Here is a 25,379-nt window from a genome sequence, read left to right on the forward strand (position 1 = left end):
ACCCTGGCCCAACTTGGAGACTGTCTGAGAAGAACGCTCGTTGTTCCAATGCGATAGGGCGTGTGTGTCGGTTGTTTGCACGACATTTGCGGTTGGCGTGAGCAGGCGGCTGCTCAGCCTGGGTGTTCACGGAAGTGCGGCGGCAGGGCGACGCCGGCTGCCTGGAAGACGCGCCCGACTTGGCCCTCGGCGTGAGTGCGGGTGACGATCCGTTTGCCGTCCTTTTCGATCGTCGCCTGCTGAAGACGATCGAGGTCGCGCAACAGATTGGCCCATTCGATCTTCACGCCCTTGGCGGCGCAGAGCGTGGCCAACTCCTTCTGCAGCAGGAGGGCGAGGAAGGAGCAGAAGACGTGGCCGCGGATGGCGGCGTCGGAGGAGTGGTAGATCGGGCGGGTGCGCAGCAGCGCCTTGGTCCGGCGGAACAGCTCTTCGACCGCAAGGAGGTCGCGGTAGCGCAGCACCGCCTGCAGAGGGGTGATGCGGGCGTTGGTGCGCAGCACGAACAGCCCGTCGTATTTGGCCTCCTCGGCGGCCTTGCCGGGGTCGATCTCGAAGGCCGGGCCGGGCTTGCCGTCGCCGTCGCGGAGGCGGCGCAGGTAGCGCCGATAGGCCGAGTTGCCGATCAGCGCCTTGTCGCCGCGCTTCAGCTGGCGCTCGAGACCGGCGAGGATGGCCTGACGGTCGGCGCGATCCCGCTCGGCCTCGGCCTCGTTGCGGCAGACCACGTAGCGCCGGCCGGCGACGCTGACCTCCTTGATCCGAAGCTCGGTCTCGGCGCCGTTGGCGCGCTCGATGAGGAGGGGCGTGAAGGGACGCTCATCGGCCAGCACCACCTCGCGGATGAGCGGATCCGAGCGCTCGCGCGCGCCGAGGATGTATTCGAGACCACGCGCCTCGAGGCCTTCGATGGTGGCCTGCGAGATCATGCCCCGGTCGGCGACCACGCACACCCGCCCGATGGCGAAGCGGCTGCGCAGGCGGTCGATCACAGGCAGCAGCACCGCGACATCGGCGGTGTTGCCCGGCCAGATCTCGGTGCAGAGGGGCCTGCCGTCTGCGTCGATGACGACGGCGAGGAGCATCTGGTTGAGATCGGGTCGATGGTCCTTGGAATGGCCGCGCCGGCCGAGCGTCTCCCCGCCGCGGCCATGGAAGCAGAGCGAGGTGGTGTCCATGAACACCACCGACAGCTCGCTGAACAGGTCGCGCCGGCGGGCGAACAGCTCCTCCTCGATCTGGTCCTTGACGCAGCGGGGCGCGAAGGGGGTGGCGCCGGCCTGCTCGGCGTCGGGCAGTTCCTCGCCAAGCCAGGCCATCGCCCGATAGAGGTGGTGCAGCGCAAGGCCCTCCGCACCTCGGATCTCGTAGTCCTCCATCCAGCGCTCGCAGGCGCGATCCGAGCCCGAGACCATGATCCGGTGCAGCACGGTGACGAAGATCGCGCGCTCGACGTCGAACTCGAAGCCGCGGCCGGCGAGACGGTTGTGGAGCACATCGGCGATACCGACGCGTTGCCACAGGCGCCCGAACAGCAGCGGCGCGCCGATGCGGCGACAGGCGATGGTGCCGGCGGCGATGTCGGAAAGGATGATGCTGCGTTCGCAATGTCGTCCGAGGGATTGGAGGAGGCGATCGAGGGCGCCGGACTGTTTGAGAATGTCCTTGCGCCCAAGTGGCTGGAGGATGCGCTGGCGGACGCGTCCGCCTGGTTCTCGGACGGTTTCGACGAGGTACAGGTAGCGGCGGCCGCGGGCTGCCTTTTCGACGACGAACATGCCCTGTTGTGCGCGCGGGAAGAGCTGATTCGCACGCTATTCCTGATCGTCTACGCAAAATGTTTTCACTCAAACTTTCGGCCGACCAGAGACGCCCTCTGCCCGATCACTAAGTCAGGCCAAAGAGTTCCTCATATGTTCCGCACGACTGTCCAAGCTGGGCGTGACGACAATGCTCGCGAGCATGTCGCGCGGAACGAGCCGTGCGCCGTCGCGGCGCAACCCGGTCTCCATCGGGTGCTGGACGAGGGTGCGCACCTCGAAGGCCTCGCCGGCGCGAACCGAGCGGGATAGGCGAAGGCGCGGGGGTGCCAGGGTGCTCATCCGAGGCAGCCGCCCGTCGCGACACGGATTGCCGCGGTCGCCGCACGGAGCGTGCCGTCCGAAAGCTCCGCGATCGCGATGATCGTCTGGTCCTCGGCGAGCCTGATCCGCGTCGTCACCTCGCCCCTCGCCACCGCCGGCGAGAGCCGGAACGTGGTTATCCCCGGCGTGGGGTTGCGGGCGGCTACGAGGTGGATGGCGCAGACGTGCAGAGACGTCGTTTGCGGGCTCTCGACGGTGACCGTCACCGGCACCTGCCCGCCGTTCTCGGCAAGGGGGGGGAGCGGCGAGCGCCATGCCCCCTTCGTCGGCTCGCGCCCGTGGGTGACCTCGGCGATCGCAGCGGCGACCGGGTCGCCCGAGGCGAGCGCGGGGAAGGGCAGGGCGACGAGCGCGACGGCGATCAGGCCTCTGCGGGTGGTCATGGGCCAGCCTTCAGGGCAGCAGGCAGCCGAGGAGCGGGCGTGCGCTGGCCGGCCGGCAACCCGCCGGGGAGGCCGAAGAGCGGCCTGAGAGCGAGGCCGGCCGCGTTTCCTGCAAGTGCCGGGAGAATCCATACCCACCCGTGCAGCGAGCCAGACGCGATGCCGCCCAGGAAGGCGCTGATGTTGCAGCCCCCCCCGACGGTCGCGCCGATTCCGAGCAGGAGGCCGCCGACCACCGAGGCGGCCGCCTCGCCGGGCCGCGGCAGGGTGAGGCGCCGCGGTCGTCTCGAGAGGGATGCGGCGAGCGCCGCACCGGCGATGAGCCCGAGATTCATCACGGTCGTCCGGTCGGCGAGCAAGGGGCGGAACATCGCCTCGGCGCGCGTCGGCTCGCCCCAGTAGGCCCAGAACGCCGGATCGCCGAGGCCGAGCGCCTCGATCAGGGACGAGCCCCAGAGCGGGAAGGCGGCGGTGATTCCCCAGGGGCGGCCGGCGACCACGAGCGTCGCGAGGCAGAGGAGTGCGAGGGCAAGCGCCCCCCAGGCGAGCGGCCAGGGCCCGAGGAGGAGGCTCCCTCGGCCGCCGAGCGGGGCGACAGCGCCGTGGCTCTGCCGCTCGAGCCGGGCGGCGAGGTGCCAGAGCCCCCCCAGAAGGCCGAGCGCGAGGGCGGTCGCGGCAGGCCAGCCGAGGAGGGAGGGGAGAGACACCGCAGGCAGGGCGGGAAGCGCGGACCAGAGCTCCGACTGCCAAGCTGCGAGCGTGGCGCCGGTGATGAAGGCGGCGAGCGTGATCCAGAGCCGGGGCACGCCGCTGCCCGCTGCCGCGAGCGTGCCGGAGCCGCAGCCGCCGCCGAGCTGCATCCCGAGGCCGAACAGGAAGGCGCCGATCACGAGCGCGACGCCGACCGGGAAGACGAAACCGCGCACGGGCGAACCGACGGCCTCGCCCGAGCCCAGGAACGGGACGAACAGAAGCAGGGTCGCCCCGACGAGGAGAAGCTGCGCACGGACCCCGGCGCTGCGGCGCTCAATGATCAGGGCGCGCACGCCGCCGGTGAAGCTGACGCTGGCCTGCACGAGGGCGAGGCCGAGGCCGCACGCGATCAGCCAGCACGCGCCCTGGCGCCACCCATGCGCGCTCCAGAGCCATGCGGTCGCGAGGGCGAGTCCCGCTAACCACGAAATCGGACGCAATTCTCGAAAAACACACGTCATTAGATCGTGAATAATATATTTGGCATGCGGACGCAAGTGTTATGGCAAAACGGGCAAAACGAAACGGGCGGGGTTTCCCCCGCCCGTCCACCAGCCCAGTGATGTGAAAAGAGGTGCCGCGGTCGATCAGGCCGCCCGGCGGCGTCGCGCGGCGAAGCCGAGGCCAACGAGCCCCATGCCCAGGAGGGCGAGCGAGGCCGGCTCGGGAACGCGGATGATGAGGTCCTGATCGCCGACGCGCAGGATCGCGCCGACGGGCCCACCGCCTGTGGCCCAGCCTGTCGGATCGAGATACGCGGCCGCCTCCGTCGCCACCAGGCCGCCGGTGACGAGGACGAAGTTCCCGCTCGTGACGTCAACGGTGGTGTCGTAGGCGAGCTCCCAGATCGCGACCTGAAGCGCGGCCGACTTCGTGGCGGAAGTGAGCGAGTCGGCGAACCACGTGTTGATCATCTGGGTCAGAGCGGCGGCATCGGCACCGTACTCGGTCGTCGAGCCGAGCGAACCCACGAAGGTGCCGGTGACCGGTGTGCCGGTGTTCGGAATGTTGAGGAATTCGTCCGGCTCGAAACAGTAGGTGAGGAAGTTCACCCAGTTCGCCCCCCCTGGGCCCGCCGGGTCGGTGAAGGAGTACTGAAGCGCGAACGCGCCGGCCGAAAAAGTCTGGTTTGGTCCGCCGTCGACGCTGACCGTGACGTTCACAAACCCCGGCCCGCCATTGAACGGGGTGCCGCCATTTCCGTCACGCACCCAGATCGGCGACGCCTCGGCCGAGACGCCGACGCAAAGCGCGGCACCGAAGACCGCGCCGGCCAGCGCAAGGCTGCGTATGCATCGGATGGATCCGTTCATCTCCCTCGCTCCTCAAAATCTCCGGCTAAGATCTGCGGGCATGTTGGCCCGACGCCAGCCGCCGGGCAGATTAAAACATATTTTATGCCAGAAAAACAAACGACGAAAAATCAAGGGCGTGGTGGAGCTCCGACGCGGTCCCGGCTCACAAGTGTAAAATTCTCCGACACGTGCCATAGGTTCGACTGAACGCAGTGTAAACTTTTCCGACAGGCTCGTGATGGCCGGTCGCGGTGAGCCATGAGGGCCAGCGGCCGGCGAAGGCGGCGAGCCCGCATCATCCAGCGCGGAAGGGGGCTCCAGATCCGCTCCCGCCGCACCGCCGAAACGTCGTGTCAGACCGTTTCCCGGCACGTCGTGGCCTCGAGGAACGAAAGGAACAGGGCATGGCCCCGACCCAACGTGTGCGACGCAAATCCCGCGAACGGACCAGTGCGTCGGCGCCGCGCCCCCCGCTCAAGGTCGCTCTCGCGCTTCAGGGCGGCGGCGCCCACGGCGCCTTCACCTGGGGCGTGCTTGACCGACTGCTCGAGGAGCCGTGGCTCTCCATCGCCGGCATCTCCGGAACCTCTGCCGGGGCGATGAACGCCGCCGTTCTGGCGGACGGCTTCACCGCCGGCGGCCGCGACGGAGCGCGCGCCGCGCTCGACGCGTTCTGGCGCCGTGTCGCCGACGCCGCCGCCTGGAGCCCGCTCAAGCGCAGCCCGATCGACATGCTCCTCGGCCGCTGGTCGCTCGACACCTCGCCTGCCTTCATCGCTCTCGACCTGATGAGCCGGCTGTTCTCGCCCTACGACCTCAACCCGATCGGGCTCAATCCGCTGCGCGAGGTTCTCGCAGCGAGCATCGACGTCGATCGGCTGAGGCGCGCGCCGATCAAGCTGTTCGTGACCGCGACCAACGTGCGCACCGGACGCGGCCGGGTGTTCCGCAACGCCGAGCTCACGCCCGAGGTTCTGCTCGCCTCCGCCTGCCTGCCGACCCTGTTCCAGGCGGTCGAGATCGACGGCGAGGCCTACTGGGACGGTGGCTTCGCCGGCAACCCCACGATCACGCCGCTCGTGCGCGAGAGCGAGGCGGACGACATCATCCTCGTGCAGATCAACCCGCGCGAGCGGCCCGGCACGCCGCGCAGCGCGGCAGAGATCCTCAACCGCCTGAACGAGGTGTCGTTCAACGCCACGCTCCTGAAGGAACTGCGGATGATGGCGCTTCTGCGCCAGGTGGCTGACCCTGGCTCGGGCGAGGGCCGGCGCTGGGCCGAGACGCGCATGCACCGGATCATGTCCGACCTGATGGTCACGCTCGGCCACTCCTCGAAACTGAACGCGGAGTGGCCGTTCCTCGCGATGCTGCGCGACGAGGGGCGGCGCGCGGCCGCCGAGTTCCTCGACCGTTTCGGCAACGATCTCGGCGCGTGCTCGACGACGGACGTCGACATCCTGCTTACCGAGTGCTGAGCGATGGGTTGCTTCGGCATCCTCGCGGGGCTCGCGCTCCTCATCGGTCTCGCCTTCCGCGGCTGGACGGTGCTTCTGCTCGCCCCCGCCGAGGCAAGACCTACCTGCGGCTCGCCGCCGAAACCGGCACTGACCCCGCGCTGATGCACCGGATCGCGGTGATGAGCTCGGGCACGCTCGACTGCCTGCCGCACAACGGCGCGGTGGTGACGCTGCTCAAGGTCTGCGGCACGACGAACGCCGAGAGCTACGGCGACCTCGTGATGTCGGTCATTGTCGGGCCGGTGATCACGCTCGTTGCGGTGATCGTGCTCGGGTCGCTATTCGGCTCGTTCTGAGCCAGCCGCGCGCCGTTGGCGATCACCCAGGACGCGACGCCGCGCCTCGCAACGCGACCAAGGCGCTGCAGAGGCCGACGACGACAAGGGTCGCGCCCACCGTGGGAGCGCTGCGAGCGCTGCCGGCAGGCGGGCCTCGAGCGCCCGCTGCACGGCCAGAGGAGGGCGCCGAGGAAGAGCGCGCACGCGACGGGGCTATCATCAGCCCCGTCAGCGCCTTCGCCGCGACGACAGCCCCACCATTGCCCCGGCGGCACGGCTTTGCCTGTCTCCACGTGCTTCCTTTCCGTGCCCGAGAGTGAGGCGAGACCGCGCCCGTCCACCGAACGACATCGCCTCAGGTGAGGCTGAGCAGCACCATCACCGGAACGATCATGAGGCGGGCGAAGCGCGCGAAGGTCGGGTCGGCATCCGCCCGGCGCGCCGACCGAAGCACCCCAACCGTTGCGAGGACGTTGTAGGGAACAGACGGGAGATAGCCGACGACGAGCGCCGAGAGCGGCTCGTCGGCGACCACAAGCGCGTAGCAGGCGATCGAGGTCGATCCGTTGATGACGAGGCCGACGGTCACAGCCCAGGTCCAGAACGCCTCCGGCAGCGGGAGTTCGCCGCGCCAGAGGCGGCCGAGCGTCCCGAGGCCCGGCACCTCTCCCGCCGTCTTAGCCGTAGCAGCCGGCGGCGCGGGCGCGGCCGCGCACCAGCGCGAGAACGGTCTCGCAGGTCGGCGCCGGGCGGCCGACGAGAGCGGCAAGTTCCACCACCACGCCGAGCAGGGCGTCGATCTCCATTGGCCGGCCGCGCTCGAGGTCCTGAAGCATCGAGGTCCGATGCGCGCCAACCTCGGCCGCGCCGGCGATCCGCTTGTCGACGTCGATCGCGAAGCGGATGCCGAGCGCCTCGGCCACCCCTTGCGCCTCCACCATCATCGCCCGCGCCACCGCGCGCTGGCCAGGGTCGGCGATCAGCACGTCGAGCGTGGCGGTGGTCAGCGCGCTGATCGGGTTGAAGGCGAGATTGCCCCAGAGCTTGACCCAGATCTCGTCGCGTATCCTCGGCCGAACCGGAGCCTTGAAGCCGGCAGCGATCAGCGCCTCGGAGATCGCGGTGACGCGGGCGCTGCGCGACCCGTCCGGCTCGCCCAAGGTGAAGCGGTCGCCATAGGTGTGCTCGATCACCCCCGGCTCGACCACCTCAGCGGCCGGATAGACGATGCAGCCGATCGCCCGCTCGGGCGGCAGGAGCCGCCAGACCGACCCGTCGGGATCGACCGAGGCGAGCCGATGCCCCTCGTACAGCCCTCCGGGGTGCTTGTGGAAATACCACCATGGGATGCCGTTCACGGCGGAGACGATCGCCGTCTCGGGCCCGAGCAGCGGCTGCATCTGCTGAGCCGCCGAGGGGAGCGAATGCGCTTTCAACGTGACGATCACGTAGTCCTGCGGGCCTGCCTCCTCGGCCGAGGCGACACAGCGGGGGTGCACGACCGTCTCGGTGCCCTCGCTGCGCAGAACAAGGCCATTCTGTCGCATCGCCGCAAGATGCGGCCCCCGCGCGATGAGCGTGACCTCGGCATCCCCCTTGGCCGCGAGCTTCGCCGCCATCAGCCCGCCGATCGCGCCCGCACCGAAGACGCAGATTCGCATCGCCGCGCTCCTCTCAGGCGGAAAGGCCGAGCTTCTCGGCAAGGCCGATCCGCTGCAGCTTGCCGGTGGCACCCTTCGGGATCTCGGGCACGAACACCACCTTGCGCGGCACCTTGAAGTCGGCGAGGTGCTTGGCGGCGAAGTCGCGCAGCTCGCGCTCGGAGAGCTGCATGCCCTCGCGCAGCACCACCGCCGCCCCCACTTCCTCGCCGAGTTTCGGGTGCGGAATGGCAAAGGTGAGCGCTTGCGCGACCGCCGGATGTGCCGAGAGAACGCCATCGACTTCGAGCGGCGAGACCTTCTCGCCGCCACGGTTGATGAGTTCCTTGAGCCGCCCGGTCAGACGCAGATAGCCGTCCTCGTCGAACACGCCCTGATCGCCGGTGCGGAACCAGCCGTTGATGAAGGCCTTCGCGTTCGCTTCCGGGTTCGCCTCGTAGCCCTTCGTCACGTTCGGCCCGCGGATCACCACCTCGCCGATCGCCCCGCGCGGCAGGATCGCTCCGTCATCGTCCATGATCGCGATCTCCGGCCCCGCGGGAAGTCCAACGAGCCCTGGCTTGCGGGGGCCGGCGAGCGGGTTCGAGGCCATCTGGTGCGAGGCCTCGGTCATGCCGTAGCTCTCGACGAGCGGGGCGCGGAACGTCGCCTCGAGCGCCTGCATCACCGGCCCGGGCAGGGAGGCGGAGGAGGAGCGGAGAAGCCGCAACGGTGCGCGGGCGATGATCTCGGCGTTGCGCTCGGCCCGGGCGAGGATCGCCTGGTGCATCGTCGGCACCGCCGTGTACCAGCTTGGCCGCTCCTCATCGAGCCAGCGGAAGAACTTCAGCGCATCGAAGCCCGGGGTGCAGCAGACCGCCCCGCCGGCGCCGAGCGAAGCGAGCACGGCGGCGATCAGGCCGTGGATGTGAAAGAGCGGCATGATGTTGAGGCAGCAATCCTCGGGCGAGAGCGCGAGCGTCGCGCCGATGTGCCGCGCCGATGCGGTGATGTTTCCATGCGTCAGGGGAACGATCTTCGGCCGCGCCGTCGTGCCCGAGGTGTGCAGCACAAGCGCGACGTCGTCTGTCTCGGCAAGGCCGGGCAGCGCCGCCGTTCCGGCGGTTCCGCCCTCGAGCGTGAAGTCCCCCGCCTTCTCCCCCGGTACGAGCTCTAGGACGGGGATGCCGAGCTTCGCCGCCGCCGCCCGCGCCGGCGTGGCAGCCCCTTGCGCCACGATCAGGGCGCGGCTTTTCACATCCTCCATGTAGAAGGCGAACTCGTCCTCGCGATAGGCCGGGTTGAGCGGCGCGGTGGTGGCGCCGCAGGCGACGGCGAGGAAGCAGGACGCCATCTCCGGCCCGTTCGGCAGCACGATCGCGACGCGATCGCCGCGGCCGATGCCGCGCGCGTTCAGGGCCGTGACGGTGCGCTCGGCGAGCGATCGGAGCCCGGCATGGGAGAGGGACGGGCGGCCCTCCGTTGCGCGGATCGCCGGCGCCTCGGCAGGGCCGGCTGCGAGAAGCTCAGCGACGGTGCTGTACGGCAGCATGGCTCGGGTCCTCATCCTGGGCGGGCTTTCCCCTATCGGATCCGGCATGTGGCACGGCGCGCGGCCTTGGGGAAGCCCCGGTTCGGGCCGATCCCGGCGCCGACGCATGGCTTGCCGCCCCGAGCCCCCTTGCTCTCAAGAGCCTGCCGCGGCAGGGTTCGCGCCGTCGAAAGGGGAGGGCACGTCATGGCAGGTCGGCTCGCGGGCAAACGCGCCTTCATCACCGCTGCAGCGCAGGGAATCGGCCGGGCCACCGCTCTCGCCTTCTCGGCCGAAGGCGCCTCCGTGATCGCGACCGACATCAACGACGCGAAGCTCGCTGAGCTCGCGCCCGTGGCCGGGATCACCACCGCACGGCTCGACGTGCGCGACCCGGCCGCGATCGCTGCCGCTGCGGAGGCCGCAGGCGCGGTCGATACCGTGTTCAACTGCGCCGGCTTCGTGCACCAGAACACGCTCGAGACCTGCACCGAGGAGGAGTGGGACTTCGCCTTCGACCTCAACGTCAAGAGCGCTTTCCGCGTGACGAAGGCGCTCCTGCCCGCGATGCTGAAGGCCGGGCGCGGCGGGTCGATCATCATGATGTCCTCTGCCGCCTCCTCGATCAAAGGCGCGCCGAACCGGTTCGTCTATGGCGCCACCAAGGCGGCGCTGATCGGCATGGTGCGGTCGATCGCCGCCGACTACGTCAAGCACGGCATCCGCGCCAACGCGATCTGCCCCGGAACGGTCGCCACCCCCTCGCTCGAGGACCGGATCGCCGCCAACGCCCGCGAAGCCGGAAGCGTCGAGGCGGCCCGCGCCGCCTTCATCGCCCGCCAGGCGATGGGTCGGCTCGGCACACCCGAGGAGATCGCCGCGCTCGCCGTCTATCTCGCCTCAGACGAGAGCGCCTTCGTCACCGGCCAGGCGATCGTGATCGACGGCGGCTGGACGCTCTGACCACACGAACCGGGAAAGGAACGACCGCGATGAAGCTTGTGCGCTGGGGGCCGAAGGGAGCGGAGAAGCCGGGCATGCTCGATGCCTCCGGCGCGGTGCGCGACCTCTCAGGGGTGGTCGCGGACATCACGCCCGAGCTTCTCTCGCCTGCGGGGCTCGCGCGGCTTGCGGCGGTCGATGTCGAGGCCCTGCCGAAGGTCGAGGGCGGACAGCGCCTCGGCGTTCCCTTTACCGGCACGCGCAACTTCGTCTGCATCGGGCTGAACTACGCCGACCATGCGGCCGAGACGAACATGCCGATCCCGTCCGAGCCCGTGGTGTTCCTCAAGGCGCTCTCGGCGCTCTCGGGGCCGTTCGACGACGTCGAGATCCCGAAGTTTTCGAGGAAGACCGACTGGGAGGTCGAGCTCGGCGTCGTCATCGGCACGCGCGCGAAATATGTGAGCGAGGCGGAGGCGATGGACCACGTCGCGGGCTATTGCATCGTCAACGACGTCTCGGAGCGCGAGTTCCAGCTCGAGCGCGGGCTGACCTGGGACAAGGGCAAGGGCCATGACACGTTCGGGCCGGTCGGGCCGTGGCTCGTGACGAAGGACGAGGTGCCCGACCCGCAGAACCTCCGCCTCGGCCTCGACGTTGACGGGACGGTGATGCAGAACGGCTCGACGCGCACGATGATCTTCCCCGTGGCGAAGCTCGTCTCCTACGTCTCGCACTTCATCAGCCTCAACCAGGGCGACATCATCGCCACCGGCACGCCGCCCGGTGTGGGCGCCGGCAAGAAGCCGGAGCCGATCTTCCTCCGACCGGGCCAGACGATGCGAGTGTGGATCGAGGGCCTGGGCGAACAGGTGCAGAGGACGGTTCAGGCGGGGTGAGCGCGCGCGGCGGGCTCGCCCCCGCCGGCGCGTGCCATGTCGCGTTGCAGGGTGGCGGGGCCGATTGAGCGCGCGAGATCGGCCCCGCCCTCTACATCGTCGCGCCCTGCCTACATCGTCGCGCCCTGCACCCACGGCGCGAATTCCTCCGCGCCGAAGCCCCACTGCTCGCTCTTCGTCCGCTCACCCGAGGCGACGCGCAGGATGTGGTCGAAGATCCTCTGGCCGCACTCGGCCACGCTCTCGTCGCCGTCGATCACCGTGCCGCAATTGATGTCCATGTCGTCCTCCATGCGGCGGAACATCGGTGTGTTGGTGGCGAGCTTGATCGAGGGGGCCGGCTTGCAGCCATAGACGCTGCCGCGGCCGGTGGTGAAGCAGACGATGTTGGCCCCGCCCGCCACCTGGCCGGTCGCCGCCACTGGGTCGTAGCCGGGCGTGTCCATGAACACGAAGCCCTTGGCGGTGACGGGCTCGGCGTAGCGATAGACCTCGACGAGATTGGTCGTTCCGGCCTTCGCCATCGCGCCGAGCGACTTTTCGAGGATGGTGGTCAGTCCCCCCGCCTTGTTGCCGGGCGAGGGGTTGTCGTCGAGCTCGCCACCGTTGCGCCGCGTGTACTCCTCCCACCAGTCCATCAGGTCAACGAGCTTGCGGCCCACCGCCTCGCTCACCGCGCGTCGTGTGAGCAGATGCTCCGCGCCGTAGGTCTCGGGCGTCTCGGAGAGGATCACCGTGCCGCCGTGGCGAACCACGAGGTCGGAGGCGGCGCCGAGGGCGGGGTTGGCGCTGATCCCCGAATACCCGTCCGATCCGCCGCACTGCAGTGCTACGCAGAGATGGCTCGCGGGCACCGAGGTGCGCACCCCTTGCGCGTTCGCCTCAGCGAGCACCTCGCGGACGAACTCCACACCTTTGGCGACAGTCTTCGGCGTGCCGCCGGTCGCCTGGATGGTCAGAGCGCGCACGCGCGGCCTGCCTTCGAGCTTCCCCTCCTCCATAAGCCCCGGGATCTGGTTCACCTCGCAGCCGAGGCCGAGCACGATGATGGCGGCGAAGTTCGGGTGCCGCGCATAGCCCGCGAGCGTGCGTCGCAACAGCCGCAGCGGCTCGCCGTCGTTCATCCCGCAGCCGGTCTTGTGCGTCAGCGCCACCACGCCGTCGACATTGGGGAAGTCGGCGAGCGGATCATGGCCGGTGAATGGGTTGCGCCGGAACGCATCGGCCACGTACTGGGCGACGGTTGCGGAGCAGTTCACCGTGGTCAGCACGCCGATGTAGTTGCGCGTGGCCACCCGTCCGTCGGGCCGGACGATTCCTTGGAAGGTCGCCGGCGTCGCCACATAGTCCGTCGGCTTCGCCTCGCTGCAGAAGGCGTAGTCCTTCGCATGGTCGCCCATGCCGAGATTGTGGCTGTGCACGTGCTCCCCTGGCGCGATCGGCCTCGTGGCTACGCCGATGATCTGGCCGTAGCGTCGCACCGGCTCGCCCTCCGCATGCGCCCGCGTGGCGATCTTGTGGCCCGGCGGGATGCGCGCAAGAGCGGTGACATTCTCGCCAGGGATCGGCGTTCCCGCGAGGATGTCGGTTCGGGCGATCACCACTCCGTCCGCGGGGTGGAGGCGGATGGCGAGCGGCGGTGTCGGCATGGCATCATCTCCGGTGGTTTCACGCAGTGTGCGCCCGAGTGTGACGGCGGCAAGCCGCCGCGTGCCCCTCTGTCGGGGCTTGCGCCGGCGCGCCATTGCCGTGAAACTGATGTATCACAGCGTTCCGGGCAACTGACCCAAAGGGAGGAGGACGTGAAGATGAACCGTTTCATCGTCGCTGCCGCGGTCGCGGCGTTCGGGCTTTCGGCCGCGCTTCCGGCCGAGGCGCAGACCCGGCTTCGCTTCGCCCATGTCTACGAGGTGAACGAGCCCTACCACACCGAGGCGCTGTGGGCGGCTGAAGAGATCGCCAAGCGCACCGACAACCGCTACCGGATCGAAATCTTCCCGGCCTCTGCGCTCGGCAACGAACCCGCGATCAACGAGGCGCTGACGCTCGGGACGATCGACATGATCTACACGGGCACCGCCTTCGCCGGCAATCGCTTCCGCCCGCTCGCGATCTCGAACGCACCTTATGTGTTCCGCGACTACGACCACTGGCTCGCCTATCGCCAGTCTGACCTCTTCAAGGAGCTCGCCGCCGGCTATGACCGTGCCACGGGCCACCGAATCCTCGCCATGACCTACTATGGCGCCCGCCATGTGACCTCGAACAAGCCGATCATGCGTCCGGAGGACATGCGCGGGATGAAGCTGCGCGTGCCGCAGGCGCCGCTCTACCTGATGTTCGCCCGCGCTGTCGGCGCCAACGCCACGCCGATCGCCTTCCACGAGGTCTATCTCGCGCTGCAGAACGGCACGGTCGATGGCCAGGAAAATCCGCTCCCCACCATCCAGGCGAAGAAGTTCTACGAGGTGCAGAGCCACATCGCGCTCACCGGCCACATCTACGAGAGCCTCGTGACGATTGCCGCAGGGCAGCTCTGGCGTCGTCTGAACGCGGCCGACCGGGCCGTATTCGAGGAGGTGTGGCGCGAGGCGGCGAACCGCGCCACCTTCGCCATCCGCACCGCCGAGGTGACGCTGCCTGACTGGTTCCGCGCCCAGGGCAAGACCGTGACGGAGCCGGATCGTGCCGCCTTCCGCGCTGCCGCCCTGCCGCTGCACAACGACCAGGCCGCAGGTGCCGGCTGGACGCGCGAGCAGTATGATCGCCTCCAGGCGCTCGGAACGCACACGAACTGAGCCGCGGCGCGATGCTGCGGCGGGCGGTGCATCCGCCCGCCGCAGCACTCCGCGTCGGCTCCTCTCGCCGCTCGCCGTCCGCCAGCGTCCAACGCTCGAATGTCGGAATCCTCTGGTTTGGTTCCGCTCTGCGCCAGCGATCGGGCCGAGAGAAAGCGGGATGTTCGGTCGCGGCCGGATGTCGCGCCTCAGGTCAGCGCGCGGAAGCCGGTGGCGGGGCAACCGCGATCAGTTGCCGACACGAAGCCTGCCCCTCCCGCTATGGACAACGTTCGCCGGCGCAGTCCCACCGCTTACCCTTGCCGGCGTCTCCGCCTTCAGGTGACGACGATGGGGGTGAAGCGCTGCAGCCGGGCGATCGCCGCCTCATCCCAGGCGATTCCGTTGCCCGGCGCTTCAGGGGCGAGCGCATGACCGTCGAGGATCGTGATCCCCCCCTCGGTGATGTCCTCGAGCTGGGGGATGTGCTCGAGCCAGGCGCTGTTCGGCACGGCGCAGACGAGCGGCAGGTGCAGCTCCATCAGGTAGTGCGGGCAGACGGCGACATTGAACGCCTCCGCCATGTGCGCGACCTTGAGCCAGGGCGTGATGCCGCCCACTCGAGCGACATCGACCTGGACGATCGCGCAGGCGCCGCGCGCGAGATAGTCGCGGAACTTGGCCGGGTGGTAGAGGCTCTCTCCGACTGCGACCGGAATGGTCGTCGCACGGCTGAGGCGGACATGGCCCTCGACGTCCTCGGCAGGAAGCGGCTCCTCGAACCAGGCGAGCTCAAGCCCCGCCGCCTCGAACAGCCCGGCGCGGCGGATCGCCTCCGCCACGGTGAAGCCCTGGTTGGCATCCGTCATCAACGTGACGTCGGGGCCGATCGCCGCCCGCACCGCCTCAAGTCGCGCGATGTCCTCGCGCGCCGACGGCTTGCCGACCTTCACCTTCACGCCGCGGAAGCCGCGCGCCACCGCCGCTCTGACATCATCGACGAGCCTCGCCGCCTCGACGTGCAGCCAGCCGCTTTCGGTGTCATAGACCGGGATCCGGCTCTTCGCTCCGCCCGCGAGACGGTAGAGCGGCTCGCCGAGCCGTTTGCCGCGCAGGTCCCACAGCGCTGTGTCGATGGCCGCGAGCGCGAGCGAGGTCACCGGCCCGATCGCGAGCGCGTGGGTTGCCCAGAACAGGTCCTGCCAGATCGCCTCGACCATGTCGGCCTCGGCCCCGATCAGCCTTGGCGCGAGATGGTCGCGAAGCAGCGCGACGACCGAGGAGCCGCCCGTGCCGATCGTGTAGGTGTAGCCCGTGCCGGCGGCGCCATCCTGCGTGACGACGCGGACGATCGGCGTCTCCTGGCAGGTGAAAGCCTGGATGGCGTCGGAGCGTGGCGTCTTCGGCGCGAGATCGACCTGTGTGATCTCGACGCGCGCGATCCGTGGCATGGCGTTCCTCCGCGGTTCGGCGCACCGATCGATGCGCCTCTGGCGCGAGTATAGGGAGGCTTGGTGTTGGCGAAAGACGATCCCGTCGGGCGGCGGGCGGTTGCGGCCGAGGAGCCGGAGCCCGGCTTCGAGGCCCTGATCCACGCCCAGGAAGAGGCAGAGCGTCACGAACCGCCGGGTGACTGGCGCGTCGAGGACTGGGTCGCCTTCGCCCTGTTCTGGGTTCTCGCCGCCACCGTCTTCACACAGTTCTTCAGTCGCTACGTGCTGAACGACAGCATCGCCTGGACGGAGGAGATCGCCCGCTACCTCCTGATGGCAACCGCCTTCATCGGCGCCGCCCTCGCCGCGCGCAAAGGCACGCACATCGCCCTCGAGATCGTGCCCAGCATGCTGCCGCGCGCGGCGCGGCGCTGGGCGCGGCTCGGGCTCGCGCTCGTGACCATCTTGTTCTTCGCCATCTGCGCCTGGCTCTGCGCCAACATCGCCGAGGCGATGATGTACCAGCCGATGGTGGTGATCGACGTCCCGCTCGGCCTGGTCTACTGGACGGTGATGGGCGGCATGGTGATGACCACCTTCCGCCTCGCCCAGGCCGCCTGGATCAGGTTCCGTGCCGGCGAGCCCGAGACCGCTCCCGACCCGTCGGAGGGAGCGCGGCTGTGACGGCCTTCCTCTTCACCTCCTTCCTCGGCGCGCTCTTCATCGGGCTTCCGGTCGTCGTCGCCTTGGGCGGCGCCTCACTGCTCTACGTCTGGCTGCAGGGGGATCTGCCGCTGCTCGTCGTCGTGCACCGGATGGTGAACGGCATCGACAGTTTTCCGCTGCTTGCCGTGCCGTTCTTCATCATGACCGGCAACCTGATGAACTCGGCCGGCATCACCGACCGGATCTTCAACTTCGCCATCGCCTCGATCGGCTGGGCGAAGGGGGGGCTCGGGCATGTGAACGTGTTCGCCTCCGTGATCTTCGCCGGCATGTCGGGAACGGCGGTGGCGGATGCGGGGGGCTTGGGCACGATCGAGATCAAGGCGATGCGGGACAACAAGTATCCCGACCATTTCGCGATCGGCATCACCGCCGCCTCCTCGGTGATCGGGCCGATCATCCCGCCTTCGCTTCCGCTCGTGATCTACGGCGTGATGGCCAATGCCTCGATCGGCCAGCTCTTCGCCGCCGGCATTCTCCCCGGGCTCCTGATCGCGCTCGTGCTGTTCCTCTGGGTGGCGATCGAGGCGCGCGTCAGGGGCTATCCGCGCGATGCGCATTTCACCTGGGTGAGGCTCGCGCGCTCCACTTGGCGCGCGCTCCTGCCGCTGATGACGCCGGTGATCCTGATCGGCGGCATGAAGTCGGGCGTCTTCACGCCGACGGAAGCCGCGATCGCGGCCACGGCCTATGCGCTCCTCCTTGGCCTCGCCGTCTATCGCAGCCTCGGCTGGAACCGGCTCGTGCGCGTCTCGATGGACACGATCGAGACCACCTCAATCGTGCTCGTGATCGTCGCCGGCGCCTCGATCTTCGGCTGGCTCGTCACCACGACCCGGATCAGCGAGCAGATGGCCGAGGCGGTCCTGTCGGTGACTGAGAACCGCGCGCTCGTGCTCCTGCTCGTCAACCTGGTGCTGCTCGTCGTCGGCTGCTTCATGGAGACGATCGCGGCGATCACCATCCTCGTGCCGGTGCTGCTGCCGCTGGTGACGAAGGTGGGCGTCGATCCGGTGCATTTCGGCATCATCATGACGCTCAACCTTGTCATCGGGCTGCTCACGCCGCCGGTCGGGATGGTGCTCTACATCCTGGCCCGGATCGCTGAGCGGAGTTTCGAGTACGTGACGAAGTCGGTGCTCCCGTTCCTCGTGCCGCTCTTCGTCGCGCTCGCGATCGTCACCTACTGGCCAAGCTTCGTTCTCTACCTGCCGACGGTGCTCTACCGCTGAGGCGGACGGCACGGGAGCGCGCGACCGCCGTGATCCACCGCAAGGCCCGGCCTGAGCGGAGGGAGGCACAGCGGCTGGCGCCGCAGCTTCTCGGCCTCAGCCCCTCGTTCCGGGGAAACAGACTCGCGGGCGCAGCAGGGATGCGCCCGCGGCGCGCTTCTGGCACGATGCGTGCTTGCCTCGGTCCTGGTGCCCGTGGTGCTCTGTGCCTCGTGGCGTGATCGGGAAGGGACGGCATGACCTGGTCGATCCTCGCGCGCGATCCTTGCGACGGAACGCTCGGCGTGGCCGTGGCGACGCGGTTCTTCGCCGTCGGCGCTCTCTGTCCCCATGTCGAGGGCCGCGTCGCCGCGCTCTCCACCCAGGCGCTGATGAACCCGATGTATGCGATCGAGGGGCTCGCCGCTCTGCGGCAGGGTGCCCCCGCTCCCGAGGTGGTGGCTGCTCTCACCGCAACCGATCCGGGCCGGGCGTTCCGCCAGCTGCACATTCTCGATGCAGAGGGGCGGATCGGTCAGCACACGGGCGAGAGCTGCGTCCCATGGGCAGGGCATACGACAGGGAAGGACTGCTCGGTGGCCGGCAACATGCTCGCGGGCGAGGAGGTCATCCTCGCGACGGCGCGCGCCTACGAGGCAGCGGCGGCCGAGCGCCTGCCGATGGCGGAGCGGCTTCTGCGCGCGCTCGAGGCGGGCGAGGTGGCGGGCGGTGACGCGCGTGGGCGGCAGAGCGCGGCGCTGAAGGTCGCAAGTCGAGACCCCTATGCCGACCTCGACCTCCGGGTGGACGACCACGCCGACCCGATCCCGGAACTGCGCCGGCTCTGGCGACGGTCGCGCGCGCGCTACGCCGTCTATCGCCGCTTCCTCGCCGGCCCCGGCCATCCGGGCGTGTTCGACCGGGCGGTGATCAACGCTGCCATCGCCGTCGAGGGAACGCCCGACGACGACATCCCCGGCTCTGCGGGCACTGCCGCATGACCGCCCCGCTCCTTGCCGTCTCCGACCTCGGCGTCGGCTTCGCGACCGACCGGGGCGTCGTCGAGGTGATCGAGGGCCTGTCCTTCTCCGTCGCTGCGGGGCGGACGCTTGCGATCGTGGGCGAGTCGGGCTGCGGCAAGAGCGTCACCTCGCTCGCCCTGATGCGCCTGTTGCCGCCGAACGCGCGGGTGCGCGGCCGCGCGGTCTTCGACGGCATCGACCTCTTCGCGGCCTCCGAGGCGGAGATGCGCGCTTTGCGCGGCGGCGCGATCGCGATGATCTTCCAGGAGCCGATGACGAGCCTCAACCCCGCCTTCACGGTGGGTGACCAGATCGCCGAGGCGATCCGCCTGCATCGTGCGGTCGGCGAGCGCGAGGCGCGGGAGGAGGCGGTGGCGATGCTCGCGCGCGTGCGCATCCCCGATGCGCGGGCGCGGGCGCGCGACTGGCCGCATCGCCTCTCGGGCGGCATGCGGCAGCGGGTGATGATCGCGATGGCGATGGCCTGCCGGCCGAAGCTCCTGATCGCCGACGAGCCGACGACCGCGCTCGATGTGACGATCCAGGCGCAGATCCTCGAGCTGATGCGCGAGATGGCGGCCGAAAGCGGCACCGCCATCATCCTGATCACGCACGATCTCGGCGTGGTCGCCGAGATGGCCGACGAGGTGCTCGTGATGTACGCGGGCCGTGCTGCCGAGTGGGCGCCGGCGCGCACCCTGTTCGCCGCGCCGCAGCATCCCTACACGGTCGGGCTGATGGGCGCGATCCCGCGCCTCGACGAGGAGCGGTCGCGGCTTGCGACGATCGAGGGATCGGTGCCGAGCCCCACCGCCTGGCCGCCCGGCTGCCGCTTCGAACCGCGCTGCCCCTTCGCGGTCGCGCGCTGCCGGGAGGAGGCGCCGGCGCTCGCCCAGCTCGGCGAGAACCATGCGGCAGCCTGCTGGCAGGCGCCGCTCGACCGCTTCGCCGAGGCGGCATGAGCGCGCTTCTCGAGGCGCGCGGACTCGTCAAGCACTTCCCCGTCGCCGGCGGCTTGCTCGGCCGGAAGGGCGGGGCGGTGCGCGCGGTCGACGGAATCGACATCAGCCTGCGCGCGGGCGAGACGCTCGCGCTTGTCGGCGAATCCGGCTGCGGCAAATCGACCGCCGCGCGGCTCGTGCTTCGGCTGATCGAGCCGGATCGGGGAACGATCCGCTTCGCGGGCGAGGATCTCACCGCGATGGACGAAGCGCGGCTTCGCGCCGCGCGCCGGCACATGCAGCTGATCTTCCAGGACCCGTTCGGCTCGCTCAACCCGCGCATGACCGCGGGCGAGATCATCGCGGAGCCGATCCGGCTGCACCGGCTGCGCGAGCGCGGGGCGGTGGCCGAGCGCGTGGCGGAGCTCCTCTCTCTCGTCGGCCTCCGCCCGGAACATGCGGGGCGCTACCCGCACGAGTTCTCGGGCGGGCAGCGCCAGCGCATCGGGATTGCGCGCGCTCTCGCCTGCGAGCCGAAGCTGCTCGTCGGCGACGAGCCGGTCTCGGCGCTCGACGTCTCGATCCAGGCGCAGGTGATCAACCTGCTCGGTGAGCTGCTCGCCCGGTTCGGCCTCGCCTTCCTCCTCATCGCGCACGACCTTGCCGTGGTCCGCCACATCGCCGACCGGGTGGCGGTGATGTATCTCGGCAGGATCGTCGAGACGGGGCCGAAACGGGCCGTGTTCGCTACCCCGCGCCACCCCTATACTCGTGGCCTGCTTGCCGCCGTGCCGCGACCCGACCCGGCAGCGCGGCGCGCCTCCGCCCTCGTCCCCGGCGACCCGCCCTCGCCGCGCACCCCGCCGCCAGGCTGCCGCTTCCACCCGCGCTGCGCCTTCGCCGACGCGCGCTGCCGAACCGAAGACCCCGCTCTCGCCGACCCAGGTGACGGGCACGACGTCGCCTGCCACCATTGGCGATCGTTGCCGCCCTTCGCGGCGGCGGCCTCCGAGCCGGCGGGCAGGGCGCGCCTGCGGCGCCTCTCCGCCTGGTTCGGCGGTGCAGGACGAACCGGCACCGAAACGGATTCTCCACGCCTGGGAGGGTGACTATGATGTTCCGCAAGACGCTTCTCGCCGCCGCGGCCCTCGTCGCCGCTCTCGCCGCGTCGCCCGCGCCAGCGCAGACCCTGCGCATCGGGCTTGCCGAGGACCCCGACATCCTCGACCCCACGCTCGCGCGCACCTTCGTCGGGCGGATCGTGTTCGCCTCGCTCTGCGACAAGCTGTTCGACATCGACAAGGACCTCAGGATCGTCCCGCAGCTCGCCACCGGCTTCACCTGGGACGACCCGAAGACGCTCACGCTCACGATCCGCCAGGGCGTGAAGTTCCACGACGGCGAGACGATGGACGCCGAAGCGGTGCGCTATTCGCTCACCCGGCACCTGACCATGCAGGGAAGCTTCCGCCGCGGCGAGATCAACTCGATGGAGAGCGTCGAGGTGGTCAACCCGACCACGGTGCGGATCAGGCTCAAGGAGCCCTTCGCGCCCTTCCTCGCGCAGCTGACCGACCGCGCCGGCATGATCGTGAGCCCGAAGGCGGCGGAGGCGGCGGGGCCGCAGTTCGGCACGCGGCCGGTCTGCGCCGGCCCGTTCCGCTTCGTCGAGCGTGTGGCGCAGGACCGGATTGTGGTCGAGCGCTTCCCCGACTACTGGGACGCCGGCCGGATCCACCTCCAGCGCATCGTCTACCAGCCGATCCCCGACAGCACGGTGCGGCTCGCCAACCTCCAGGCCGGCTCGCTCGAACTGATCGAGCGCGTCAGCCCCAATGACGTTCCGGCCGTGCAGCGGAATGCCCGCCTCCGCCTTTCGATGTCCGACGAGCTCGGCTACCAGGGCATCACGATCAATGTCGGCAACGGGCCGCGGGCGCAGACGCCGCTCGGCCAGAACGCCAAGGTCCGCCAGGCCTTCGATCTTGCGATCGACCGCGCGACGATCATCCAGGTCGTCTACAACGGCATGTTCACGCCGACAGCCCAAGCCGTGCCGCCCTCCTCGCCCTTCCACGTGCGGTCGCTCACGCCGCCGACCCGTGACGTCGCGCGCGCCCGCGCTCTGCTCCGCGAGGCCGGGGTGCAGACGCCGGTTCGGATCGTGCTGACGGTTCCGAACGCTCCCGATGCGCGGCAGGTGGGGGAGGTGATCCAGGCGATGGCGGCGGAAGCCGGCTTCGAGATCTCGATCAACGCGATGGAGTTCGCCTCCTCGCTCCAGGCGGCCGCCCGCGGCGACTTCGAGGCCTACTACATCGGCTGGTCCGGCCGCACCGACCCCGACGGCAATCTCTGGAGCTTCATCCACTCGCGCGGGCCGCAGAACGACGGCAGGTACAGCAACGCCGAGGTCGACCGCCTGCTCGACGCCGCCCGGGTCGAGAGCGACCCCGAGAAGCGCATCGCCCTCTACGAGCAGATGTACCGGATCGCCGTGGTTGAGGACCGCTCACGCCTCTATCTCTGGCACCGCAAGAACATCGTCGCGCACACGGCGCGGCTTTCGGGCTTCGTCGCCGTGCCCGACGGGCTGATCCGGGTGCGGGACCTGAGGCTCGCCAACTAGCGCCGGCGAGGGGGGAGGCGGGGAGGGAAGGGCGTTCTGGTGCTCGGCTTCCTCGCGCGCAGGGTGGGGCAGACCATCCCCACCCTTCTCTTCGTCTCCGTCCTGATCTTCGGGCTGCAGCAGCTGATGCCCGGAGATCCTGCCCTCGTCCTCGCCGGGGAGGAGCGCGGCGACCCTGCGGTCCTCGCCCAGATCCGCGCCGAGCTCAATCTCGACAAGCCGCTTCCCGTACAATACGCGCTCTGGCTCCAGGGCGTGCTCACGGGCGATCTCGGCTACTCGTGGCGTATCCGCGAGCCGATCGCCGCCGTGATCGCGCAGAAACTGCCCGTGACGCTTCAGCTCGGGCTGATGGCATTCGTGATCGCCCTTCTGATCGGCATTCCAATGGGCATCCTCTCGGCGGTGCGGAAGGACACGCCGCTTGACTGGAGCGCGAACGCGGTCGGGCTCGCGGGCCTTTCCCTGCCGAACTTCTGGCTCGGCATCATGCTGATCCTCCTGTTCTCGGTGGAGCTCGGCTGGCTGCCGCCCTCAGGCTATGTGCCGCTCTCGGAGGACTGGCGGCAGAGCCTCGCCACCACGATCATGCCCGCCTTCGTTCTCGGCTCCGGGATCGCAGCGGTGTTCATGCGCCACATGCGCTCGGCGATGCTGCAGGCCTTGGCGGAGGACTATGTGCGCACCGCCCGCGCCAAGGGGTTGGCGGAGCGTGTCGTCGTGCTCAAGCACGCGCTTCGTAACGCGCTCGTGCCTGTGGTGACGCTCGGCGCGCTCGAGCTCGGCACGCTGCTGTCCGGCGCGGTTCTCACCGAGCAGGTGTTCAGCATCCCGGGCTTCGGCAAGCTGATCGTCGATGCCGTATTCAATCGCGACTATCCGGTCGTGCAGGGCGTGGTGCTCGTCACCGCGGTCCTCTACGTGCTGCTCAACCTCGTCGCCGATGTGCTCTACGTTCTGATCAACCCTCGGCTGAGGCATGCCTGACGCAGCGGTGATGCCCCCTCGCCTCGCCACGCTGCGCGGCGAGAGCCCGGCGCGGCGCGCGTTGCGGCGCCTCGTCCGCCACCGCGCCGCGATGGTCGGGCTTGTGGTGGTGGTCGTCTTCGTCGCTGTCGCGGTGTTCGCCCCGCTCGTTTCGCCCTATGACCCCGCGCGCACCAACTGGGCGTCGATCCGCCGGCCGCCGTCGTCCTCGTTCTGGTTCGGCACCGACGAGAACGGCCGTGACATCCTCTCGCGGATCATCTGGGGAGCGCGGGCGAGCCTGCTCGCTGGCGTGATCTCGGTCGGGATCGCGCTCGCCGTCGGGGTGCCGATCGGGCTTGCCGCCGGCTTCCTCGGCGGCTGGGTCGATGCCCTGATCTCGCGGCTTGCGGATGCGATGCTCGCCTGCCCGTTTCTGATTCTTGCGATCGCGCTTGCGGCCTTCCTCGGCCCCTCGCTCGAGAACGCGATGATCGCGATCGGCGTCTCGGCGGCGCCGATCTTCATCCGGCTCGCTCGCGGCGCGACATTGGCCGCGAAGGTGGAGGATTATGTCGAGGCGGCGCGCGGCTTGGGCAATCCGCGCTGGCGGATCGCGCTTCGTCACATCCTGCCCAACATCGTCCCGCCCTTGCTCGTGCAGGCCACGCTCACGATCGCCTCAGCGATCATCGCCGAGGCTTCGCTTTCCTTCCTGGGCCTGGGCCAGCAGCCGCCGGCGCCCTCCTGGGGAAGCATGCTCAACACGGCGCAGCGCTTCATCGAGCAGGCGCCGTGGATGGCGATCTTCCCCGGGCTTTCGATCTTCGTCGTCGTGCTCGGGTTCAACCTGCTCGGGGACGGGCTGCGCGACGCGCTCGACCCGCGCCAGCGGTAAGGACGGGGGCGAGCCGGGGCAGCCTCAGCCAGTCCTGGCGGGCTCGGGGTCGCGACGCTTCAGCCGGCCGCTCTCAACGAGCTGCTGCACGAGCCTGGGCAGGCTCTCGGAGAGCTGGGCGAGGCTTTCGATCGGCATCGCCACGGTGAAGGCAGGCGCGGGTTTGGGCGGGTTTTTCGGGTTGGCGACATCCGCCTCGAGCACGTGGAAGCGTATCCGTGCCGTCGTCCCGACGATGCTGATGTCGGTCACGCCATCTGCGTAAAGCGGAGAGGACATCACCCGTGTTCCGTCCCGATCGTTCGGCCATGAGCGGAGCCGCGTGGACGGTAGCGGCTGACAGGACGGGCGGAAAGAGGCGGGAGGGCCACAGCAGAGGGCAGCGGGGACCGCGGCTCTCTCCGGTCCCCGCCCCGTTCCGGCACCGTCGCGCGGACGATGGCGAACTACTTCAGCGTCTCGAGATAGGCGATGAGATTGGCGCGCTGTTCAGGATTGCGGATGCCGGCAAACGCCATCGACCCGCGCGGGACCAGCGATTTCGGGTTCTCGAGATACTTATCGAGGTTCTCCCGTGTCCACACCAGCCCGCCCTGGGCAAGTTCCTGCATGTTCGCGGAGTAGCGGAAGCCCTCGCGCTTGCCCGCGGGGCTGCCGACGATGCCCCAGAGATTTGGCCCCACGCCGTTCCGGCCGCCCTTGTCAACCGTGTGGCAGGCGCGGCACTGCGCGAAGACGCGCTGTCCGGCCGCCGCATCCTCCGCCGACGCGGGCAGAGCCTGCCAAAGGAGCGCGGCTGCGGCCAGCATCGGAACACCGAGTCGCGACATGTCGTCTCCCCTTGCTGGTGTGGATTTCAATCACCCTCCGGCAATATTGCGACGCTTTTCGGCTTGGCAATGGCGGAGTGACCGGCTGACACCGCTCATCGGGGCAGCGGCGACCAAGCCGGGGTCTCCCACGCCGGCGGGACCTGTCCTATCCTCCAAAACGCTGGCGCCGGGATCGTCGGGCACGGCGGCGCGGGTCGGCGGCGCAACGGGCGCTGCCGCGGAACGAGGCGAGGAAAGCGCGATCCAGGCGTTGCGCGCCGGAGGTCTCCGTCGAGGTGTCTTGGCGGTCGCGATCGTCGCCCTGCTCGGCGGGTGCGTCACCACCCAGGAGCAGAGGATCGGCGCGGCCGACCCTGCCGACCAGTGCCGCCCCTTCGTGGTCGCGCTCGACAGCAGCGGCAATTTCTTCGCCGAGGACATCATCAAGGGAGCGGTCATCGGCGCGTCCGGCGGGGCGATCCTCGGCGGGATCCTCGGAGGGAACGTCCGCGGTGCGGCGATCGGGGCGGCGACCGGGGCGATCGCCGGCGCCGCCGCGGGCTAATGGTACGCGCTCAA

General features: G+C 69.5%; 27 protein-coding genes. 15 read left to right on the forward strand and 12 right to left on the reverse strand.

All coding sequences use genetic code 11. The features are described 5' to 3' along the window. Positions 1-113: 113 nt before the first annotated feature. The 5 genes from KO353_RS11205 to KO353_RS11225 all read right to left on the reverse strand — a co-directional run bounded on the left by KO353_RS11205 (position 114) and on the right by KO353_RS11225 (position 4,593). Positions 114-1,778 carry an IS1634 family transposase gene (locus tag KO353_RS11205; protein WP_218284787.1) on the reverse strand — a complete coding sequence of 555 codons (1,665 nt, stop codon included), beginning with the start codon at positions 1,776-1,778 and terminating at the stop codon, positions 114-116. A 114-nt stretch (positions 1,779-1,892) separates the two neighbouring features. Further along, positions 1,893-2,102 carry a thiosulfate oxidation carrier complex protein SoxZ gene (locus tag KO353_RS17080; RefSeq protein ID WP_218284789.1) on the reverse strand — a complete coding sequence of 70 codons (210 nt, stop codon included), beginning with the start codon at positions 2,100-2,102 and terminating at the stop codon, positions 1,893-1,895. Beyond that, complete coding sequence (locus KO353_RS11215) at positions 2,099-2,527, reverse strand: thiosulfate oxidation carrier protein SoxY (RefSeq protein WP_218284791.1); 429 nt, start codon at positions 2,525-2,527, stop codon at positions 2,099-2,101. Before KO353_RS11215 ends, KO353_RS17080 begins: the two co-directional genes overlap by 4 nt. Beyond that, entirely contained in the window at positions 2,524-3,603 is a 1,080-nt protein-coding gene (locus tag KO353_RS11220; RefSeq protein WP_218284792.1) for a YeeE/YedE thiosulfate transporter family protein, read from the reverse strand. Before KO353_RS11220 ends, KO353_RS11215 begins: the two co-directional genes overlap by 4 nt. A gap of 264 nt (positions 3,604-3,867) precedes the next feature. Next, positions 3,868-4,593 (reverse strand): PEP-CTERM sorting domain-containing protein, encoded by a 726-nt coding sequence (locus KO353_RS11225; protein ID WP_218284794.1) that lies wholly within the window; start codon positions 4,591-4,593, stop codon positions 3,868-3,870. A 386-nt stretch (positions 4,594-4,979) separates the two neighbouring features. On the opposite strand from KO353_RS11225, the gene KO353_RS11230 reads away from it, so the two are divergent. The 3 genes from KO353_RS11230 to KO353_RS11240 are packed head-to-tail and all read left to right on the forward strand — an operon-like array spanning position 4,980 to position 6,391. Then, positions 4,980-6,053, forward strand: a complete 1,074-nt coding sequence (locus KO353_RS11230; protein WP_218284796.1) for a patatin-like phospholipase family protein — start codon at positions 4,980-4,982, stop codon at positions 6,051-6,053. 3 nt (positions 6,054-6,056) lie between these two features. Beyond that, entirely contained in the window at positions 6,057-6,197 is a 141-nt protein-coding gene (locus KO353_RS11235) for a hypothetical protein (RefSeq protein ID WP_218284797.1), read from the forward strand. Then, positions 6,197-6,391, forward strand: a complete 195-nt coding sequence (locus tag KO353_RS11240) for a hypothetical protein (RefSeq protein ID WP_218284799.1) — start codon at positions 6,197-6,199, stop codon at positions 6,389-6,391. The genes KO353_RS11235 and KO353_RS11240 overlap by 1 nt, the downstream gene beginning before the upstream one ends. 337 nt (positions 6,392-6,728) lie before the next feature. Here KO353_RS11240 and KO353_RS11245 read toward each other — a convergent pair whose 3' ends face one another. Genes KO353_RS11245 through KO353_RS11255 form a run of 3 tightly spaced genes read right to left on the reverse strand, consistent with a single transcriptional unit; the run spans position 6,729 to position 9,565 of the window. Next, complete coding sequence (locus KO353_RS11245; protein ID WP_218284801.1) at positions 6,729-7,037, reverse strand: hypothetical protein; 309 nt, start codon at positions 7,035-7,037, stop codon at positions 6,729-6,731. A 13-nt stretch (positions 7,038-7,050) separates the two neighbouring features. After that, a complete protein-coding gene (locus tag KO353_RS11250; protein WP_218284802.1) occupies positions 7,051-8,034 on the reverse strand; it encodes a 2-dehydropantoate 2-reductase in 984 nt (327 codons plus the stop codon). Between the two features lie 13 nt (positions 8,035-8,047). Further along, on the reverse strand, positions 8,048-9,565 hold the full coding sequence (locus KO353_RS11255; protein WP_218284804.1) for an acyl--CoA ligase: 1,518 nt from the start codon (positions 9,563-9,565) through the stop codon (positions 8,048-8,050). Positions 9,566-9,751: 186 nt separating this feature from the next. Between KO353_RS11255 and KO353_RS11260 the strand changes: the two genes are divergently transcribed. Then, the gene (locus tag KO353_RS11260; protein WP_218284806.1) at positions 9,752-10,507 is read left to right on the forward strand and encodes an SDR family oxidoreductase; all 756 of its coding nucleotides are present in this window, start codon (positions 9,752-9,754) and stop codon (positions 10,505-10,507) included. Between the two features lie 29 nt (positions 10,508-10,536). Continuing rightward, a complete protein-coding gene (locus KO353_RS11265) occupies positions 10,537-11,385 on the forward strand; it encodes a fumarylacetoacetate hydrolase family protein (RefSeq protein ID WP_218284807.1) in 849 nt (282 codons plus the stop codon). Positions 11,386-11,495: 110 nt separating this feature from the next. Here KO353_RS11265 and KO353_RS11270 read toward each other — a convergent pair whose 3' ends face one another. Next, positions 11,496-13,034, reverse strand: coding sequence for a UxaA family hydrolase (locus KO353_RS11270; protein WP_218284808.1), 1,539 nt, complete (start codon positions 13,032-13,034; stop codon positions 11,496-11,498). 159 nt (positions 13,035-13,193) lie between these two features. Here KO353_RS11270 and KO353_RS11275 point away from each other — a divergent pair, with 159 nt between their 5' ends. Continuing rightward, positions 13,194-14,183, forward strand: coding sequence for a sialic acid TRAP transporter substrate-binding protein SiaP (locus KO353_RS11275; protein ID WP_218284809.1), 990 nt, complete (start codon positions 13,194-13,196; stop codon positions 14,181-14,183). Between the two features lie 317 nt (positions 14,184-14,500). Here KO353_RS11275 and KO353_RS11280 read toward each other — a convergent pair whose 3' ends face one another. After that, on the reverse strand, positions 14,501-15,613 hold the full coding sequence (locus KO353_RS11280) for a mandelate racemase/muconate lactonizing enzyme family protein (protein ID WP_218284810.1): 1,113 nt from the start codon (positions 15,611-15,613) through the stop codon (positions 14,501-14,503). A 66-nt stretch (positions 15,614-15,679) separates the two neighbouring features. Between KO353_RS11280 and KO353_RS11285 the strand changes: the two genes are divergently transcribed. The 8 genes from KO353_RS11285 to KO353_RS11320 all read left to right on the forward strand — a co-directional run bounded on the left by KO353_RS11285 (position 15,680) and on the right by KO353_RS11320 (position 23,988). Continuing rightward, complete coding sequence (locus KO353_RS11285) at positions 15,680-16,279, forward strand: TRAP transporter small permease (RefSeq protein ID WP_218284811.1); 600 nt, start codon at positions 15,680-15,682, stop codon at positions 16,277-16,279. After that, the gene (locus KO353_RS11290) at positions 16,276-17,553 is read left to right on the forward strand and encodes a TRAP transporter large permease (RefSeq protein WP_218284812.1); all 1,278 of its coding nucleotides are present in this window, start codon (positions 16,276-16,278) and stop codon (positions 17,551-17,553) included. Before KO353_RS11285 ends, KO353_RS11290 begins: the two co-directional genes overlap by 4 nt. A 236-nt stretch (positions 17,554-17,789) precedes the next feature. Beyond that, positions 17,790-18,533, forward strand: coding sequence for a DUF1028 domain-containing protein (locus KO353_RS11295; protein WP_218284813.1), 744 nt, complete (start codon positions 17,790-17,792; stop codon positions 18,531-18,533). Next, entirely contained in the window at positions 18,530-19,516 is a 987-nt protein-coding gene (locus KO353_RS11300; RefSeq protein ID WP_218284814.1) for an ABC transporter ATP-binding protein, read from the forward strand. The genes KO353_RS11295 and KO353_RS11300 overlap by 4 nt, the downstream gene beginning before the upstream one ends. Beyond that, a complete protein-coding gene (locus KO353_RS11305) occupies positions 19,513-20,604 on the forward strand; it encodes an ABC transporter ATP-binding protein (protein ID WP_218284815.1) in 1,092 nt (363 codons plus the stop codon). The genes KO353_RS11300 and KO353_RS11305 overlap by 4 nt, the downstream gene beginning before the upstream one ends. A gap of 2 nt (positions 20,605-20,606) precedes the next feature. Beyond that, positions 20,607-22,124, forward strand: coding sequence for an ABC transporter substrate-binding protein (locus KO353_RS11310; RefSeq protein WP_235691814.1), 1,518 nt, complete (start codon positions 20,607-20,609; stop codon positions 22,122-22,124). A 39-nt stretch (positions 22,125-22,163) separates the two neighbouring features. Further along, the gene (locus KO353_RS11315; RefSeq protein ID WP_218284816.1) at positions 22,164-23,111 is read left to right on the forward strand and encodes an ABC transporter permease; all 948 of its coding nucleotides are present in this window, start codon (positions 22,164-22,166) and stop codon (positions 23,109-23,111) included. Continuing rightward, a complete protein-coding gene (locus KO353_RS11320; protein WP_235691815.1) occupies positions 23,104-23,988 on the forward strand; it encodes an ABC transporter permease in 885 nt (294 codons plus the stop codon). The genes KO353_RS11315 and KO353_RS11320 overlap by 8 nt, the downstream gene beginning before the upstream one ends. A gap of 24 nt (positions 23,989-24,012) precedes the next feature. Here the strand turns inward: KO353_RS11320 and KO353_RS11325 are convergent, their stop codons facing one another. Both KO353_RS11325 and KO353_RS11330 read right to left on the reverse strand, forming a co-directional pair. Further along, positions 24,013-24,267 (reverse strand): hypothetical protein, encoded by a 255-nt coding sequence (locus tag KO353_RS11325; protein WP_218284817.1) that lies wholly within the window; start codon positions 24,265-24,267, stop codon positions 24,013-24,015. 167 nt (positions 24,268-24,434) lie between these two features. Beyond that, the gene (locus tag KO353_RS11330; RefSeq protein ID WP_218284818.1) at positions 24,435-24,818 is read right to left on the reverse strand and encodes a c-type cytochrome; all 384 of its coding nucleotides are present in this window, start codon (positions 24,816-24,818) and stop codon (positions 24,435-24,437) included. 283 nt (positions 24,819-25,101) lie between these two features. Between KO353_RS11330 and KO353_RS11335 the strand changes: the two genes are divergently transcribed. Next, complete coding sequence (locus KO353_RS11335) at positions 25,102-25,365, forward strand: glycine zipper family protein (RefSeq protein ID WP_218284819.1); 264 nt, start codon at positions 25,102-25,104, stop codon at positions 25,363-25,365. Positions 25,366-25,379 lie beyond the last annotated feature (14 nt).

Origin of the sequence: Elioraea tepida, assembly GCF_019203965.1 — a bacterium.
Lineage (GTDB): Bacteria > Pseudomonadota > Alphaproteobacteria > Acetobacterales > Acetobacteraceae > Elioraea_A > Elioraea_A tepida.